General features: G+C 32.8%; 4 protein-coding genes. 2 read left to right on the forward strand and 2 right to left on the reverse strand.

The window, feature by feature from the left end; translation table 11 throughout:
* Positions 1-383: 383 nt before the first annotated feature.
* The gene (locus tag DOK76_RS12820; protein WP_206968389.1) at positions 384-551 is read left to right on the forward strand and encodes a hypothetical protein; all 168 of its coding nucleotides are present in this window, start codon (positions 384-386) and stop codon (positions 549-551) included.
* A gap of 368 nt (positions 552-919) precedes the next feature.
* On the opposite strand, the gene fghA is transcribed toward DOK76_RS12820, so the two are convergent.
* Positions 920-1,765, reverse strand: coding sequence for an S-formylglutathione hydrolase (gene fghA, locus DOK76_RS12825; RefSeq protein ID WP_304941634.1), 846 nt, complete (start codon positions 1,763-1,765; stop codon positions 920-922).
* Between the two features lie 4 nt (positions 1,766-1,769).
* Positions 1,770-2,885 carry an S-(hydroxymethyl)glutathione dehydrogenase/class III alcohol dehydrogenase gene (locus DOK76_RS12830; RefSeq protein ID WP_206968391.1) on the reverse strand — a complete coding sequence of 372 codons (1,116 nt, stop codon included), beginning with the start codon at positions 2,883-2,885 and terminating at the stop codon, positions 1,770-1,772.
* A gap of 189 nt (positions 2,886-3,074) precedes the next feature.
* Between DOK76_RS12830 and DOK76_RS12835 the strand changes: the two genes are divergently transcribed.
* Positions 3,075-3,410 carry a winged helix-turn-helix transcriptional regulator gene (locus DOK76_RS12835; RefSeq protein WP_117974291.1) on the forward strand — a complete coding sequence of 112 codons (336 nt, stop codon included), beginning with the start codon at positions 3,075-3,077 and terminating at the stop codon, positions 3,408-3,410.
* Positions 3,411-3,971 lie beyond the last annotated feature (561 nt).

Genomic DNA, 3,971 nt, shown 5'->3' on the forward strand with positions numbered 1-3,971 from the left:
AAGAAGAAAAATTAAGAAAAGATTTCCTTAAAGAACTACAAAATGGCTTCAAATAAATAAAAAAAGGAATGTAACATTTGATGTATCATTCCTTTTTTCTATACATCATTTACTCTCTTTAAGATTTTTTATACATCATTCAACACATTATTTACCCTTTTTAAGCTTTTTTTATACATCATTTAATACATCATTTGCCATTTTTTCAGAAACGTTTTTAGGTCTTAGAAACACTGTAGGAACAGCCTACAGACGACTTTTGACTCAGAAAGTGGGCCCACTTTCTCTTATGCTCTTGCAACTTTCTTTAAAATCTAGTGCGCCCTGCGTCCTTTTTTAATTGATCAGCTGAATAACTAACTACCTATTTTGGAGGGATAATCATGAAAACTAACTACTCTAAAGACAAAATAAATACTAATAGTTCGCCTGTTTGTTCTGAGATAGAGGAAACTTTAAACGATATACAACTAGGAAATATTAAATCCTTTTCTAGTGTAGAAGAACTCATAAAAGACTTGAATCAGGTAGACGATTCCTTAGAAAATTAATCGAGGCAAAGCGACAAAAAAGACCAAGAGAAATCCTTCTGAAAGAAGATCATTTCTCCTGGTCTTTTTACTCGGTCTTAGGTGATACCTAACAAGCTCCTAAATGGGTTCTCCACGTGGAAAACCGTTGCTTGCCTTATCGAATTTAATAACATATTCCCCTATTTTCCTAAAAACAATTTCACTATCTCACGAAAAAAAGAATCCCTATTTAAAAGGATTCTTTTGCTTAGTTTTAACTAGACCAGTTGAGATTCACAATCTCAACGTCTGTAACTGTTGGTAAATCTACAGCTCGGTATAACATCTGATTATGTTAACTCTACAAAATACTTAAAGCCTTCAGAATAATTCTGAAGGCTTTCCTTTTATATTTTTTTTAATTCTCTTAAATGAAATTTAAGATGACTTTCAATAAATGTTGCTATAGTAAAATAACTATGATCATAACCTATTTCTCTTTTATATGTTACGTCTCTAGCAACATTTTTAGCAGCAGATAAAAATGCCTCTTCGTCTAACTGTAACTCATAGAAGTTATCATCTGTACCTTGTGTTATTAATATCGGAACATTATTTTTGGTTGATTTTTTTATAATTTCTGTAGCATCCCATTCTTTCCACGCTGACTTATCATTTCCTAAATAAGAGGAGAAGGCTTTTTTTCCCCAAGGAACGTTGCTTGGATTAGATATTGGAGCAAATGCTGAGATAGAAACAAATCGGTTTGGATTTCTTAGCCCAAGTACTAATGCACCATGACCTCCCATTGAATGTCCCATAATGCTTTCTTTTCCTGAGAAATTTGGAATTAAAGTGTACACAATTTCAGGAAGTTCTTTAGTTAGATAATCATACATTTGAAAATTTTCTTTCCATGGTTCTAAAGTAGCATTTATATAAAAACTAGCTCCCTGTCCTAAATCCCAGTCATCACTATCAGCAACATTGCCTCTAGGTGATGTATCTGGCATAATAAATGCAACGTTTTGCTCAGAAGCATATTTCTGAAATGCTCCTTTTTGACTAAAATTATCATCTGTACAAGTTAAACCTGCCAACCACCAAATAAGTGGAACTGTTTCAGTTTCTGATTTAGATTCTGGTAAAAATAAACTAAATATCATTTCACATTTCAAAATTTTTGAAGTATGCTGATATTTAATTTGCTTTCCACCAAAAGAAGTATGAATTTCCAATATTTTCAAGTCCATACATCTAATCTCCATAAGTTAACATAGTTCGAATTGATTCACCGTTGTGCAGTAACTCAAATGATTCATTAATTTGAGAGAAACTTAGTCTATGTGTAATAAACGAATCTAAATCAATCTTTCCATCCATGAATTCTTCAACCATGCCAGGTAATTGAGTTCGACCTTTCACCCCTCCAAAAGCAGAGCCTTTCCATACACGTCCTGTTACTAATTGGAATGGGCGCGTGTGAATCTCTTTTCCTGCTCCAGCAACTCCAATAATAATACTCTCTCCCCATCCTTTATGGCATGATTCTAATGCAGCTCGCATTACTTCAACATTTCCAATGCATTCGAAGCTATAGTCTACACCTCCATCTGTCATTTCAACTATTACTTCTTGTATTGGTTTTTCATAATCTTTAGGATTTACAAAGTCAGTAGCTCCCATCTTTTTCGCTAATTCCCATTTATCAGGATTCATATCGACTGCAATAATACGTTGAGCATTAACTTTCTTTAAACCTTGAATAACTGCAAGACCAATAGCTCCTAAACCAAATACAGCAGTAATAGCCCCTTCTTCGACTTTTGCTGTATTTTCAACTGCACCTATACCTGTTGTAACACCACAACCTAGCAATCCAACTTTTTCTAATGGTGCATTTTCATTTATTTTCACTAAATTAATTTCGTTTACTACTGTATATTCACTAAAAGTACTGGTACCCATGTAATGATAAATTGGTTCACCGTTATATGAAAAACGAGTTGTACCATCAGGCATTACTCCTTTTCCCTGTGATTCTCTTACAGCAGAACATAAATTTGTTTTTCCAGATAAACAAAATTTACATTTTCCACATTCTGCTGTGTATAAAGGTATAACGTGATCCCCTTCTTTAACTGATGTAACACCAGAACCAACTTTTACAACGACTCCAGCTCCCTCATGTCCTAACACAACAGGAAATACGCCTTCAGGATCTTCACCTGATAAAGTATAAGCATCTGTATGGCAGACAGATGTATACAATATTTTAACCATAACTTCATTTTCTTTTGGATCTTCCACATCAATCTCTACAATTTCTAATGGTCTATTTGGACCAAATGCAACAGCAGCTCTACTTTTCATAACTATTTTCCATCCTTTTTCATAATTAGATTACTCATCTATCTTATTTATTAAAATACTTTTTGTACGTTACTGCTTTATTATATAAACAATGACAAAAAAAGCAATACTGACGTTTTTGACACTATAAATTTTAATTGATATAATTTCTAAGAATATAAATCAAAAACAATAAATGAGGTTCCTTTTATGTATAATTACAATGAAAAATATTTTGTCAATACTAAGGATTTAGCTATGTCTGTTATTGGCGGAAAATATAAAATAGCAATTGTCTGGTCTTTGTTACAAAAACCTATATTACGATTAAGCGAAATAGAAAAGATGCTGCCAGATATTAATCAGAGAATGATTATTAGGCAGTTACGTGAATTAGAAAAAGACAACATAGTTAAACGAACTGTATACCCTGTAGTTCCTCCAAAAGTTGAATATCAACTAACAGATATTGGAATGGAATTATTACCAATAGTCGATAATATATGTGCATGGGGTGATAAATTTTGGAATAGTGTTAAGGAATAAAAAAATATGTGAACAATGGATTTTGATTGTTATTTAGAATCATGATATAATAAATGTGCGAAAACAAGAAGATTTGCTAGTATATCTAGCACAAAAGCCACTACCTCTGCCAAGGTAGTGGCTTTTTTTACACTAGTGCGAAGTTCTAGCGTGTGGGTTTGTTGGCACTATGCCTTTATTCACCATCTTTATCGTCAAACCAACGATTGAATAACTTTTTAGTTATAACTGAAATTACGGTTGTAAAAACAGTCGTGGCGAATAACAAGAAGATTTGTTCAAACATATATCTAGCACCCCCTTTCAAATTGAAATGGGCTAAGTGCCATTAAATAATATAGCATAATCTTTTAAAAATTGCTTTAGGGTTGTTAGGGCTTGCCCTGACCGTCTGAAAGACGTTTTATTAGTTTCTATAAGGGTTTTGTACTAAACGAGCTTAAACACCTCTTTTTTTGCGTTTTAAAGCTATTCAAAGAATCTCTTTAAAGAATGTTTTAATGTTTAAGCAAAGGAGCGTAAACGACTGCTGTAAGTAGAATGTGAGAGTGGTTTTCTCTC

Origin of the sequence: Candidatus Vagococcus giribetii (assembly GCF_017316185.1) — a bacterium.
Taxonomy (GTDB): Bacteria; Bacillota; Bacilli; order Lactobacillales; family Vagococcaceae; genus Vagococcus; species Vagococcus giribetii.

Coding starts and splice junctions, on each gene's coding strand:
- DOK76_RS12820 (WP_206968389.1), top strand. CDS start 384: ATGAAAACTAACTACTCTAAAGACAAAATAAATACTAATAGTTCGCCT.
- fghA (WP_304941634.1), bottom strand. CDS start 1,765: ATGGACTTGAAAATATTGGAAATTCATACTTCTTTTGGTGGAAAGCAA.
- DOK76_RS12830 (WP_206968391.1), bottom strand. CDS start 2,885: ATGAAAAGTAGAGCTGCTGTTGCATTTGGTCCAAATAGACCATTAGAA.
- DOK76_RS12835 (WP_117974291.1), top strand. CDS start 3,075: ATGTATAATTACAATGAAAAATATTTTGTCAATACTAAGGATTTAGCT.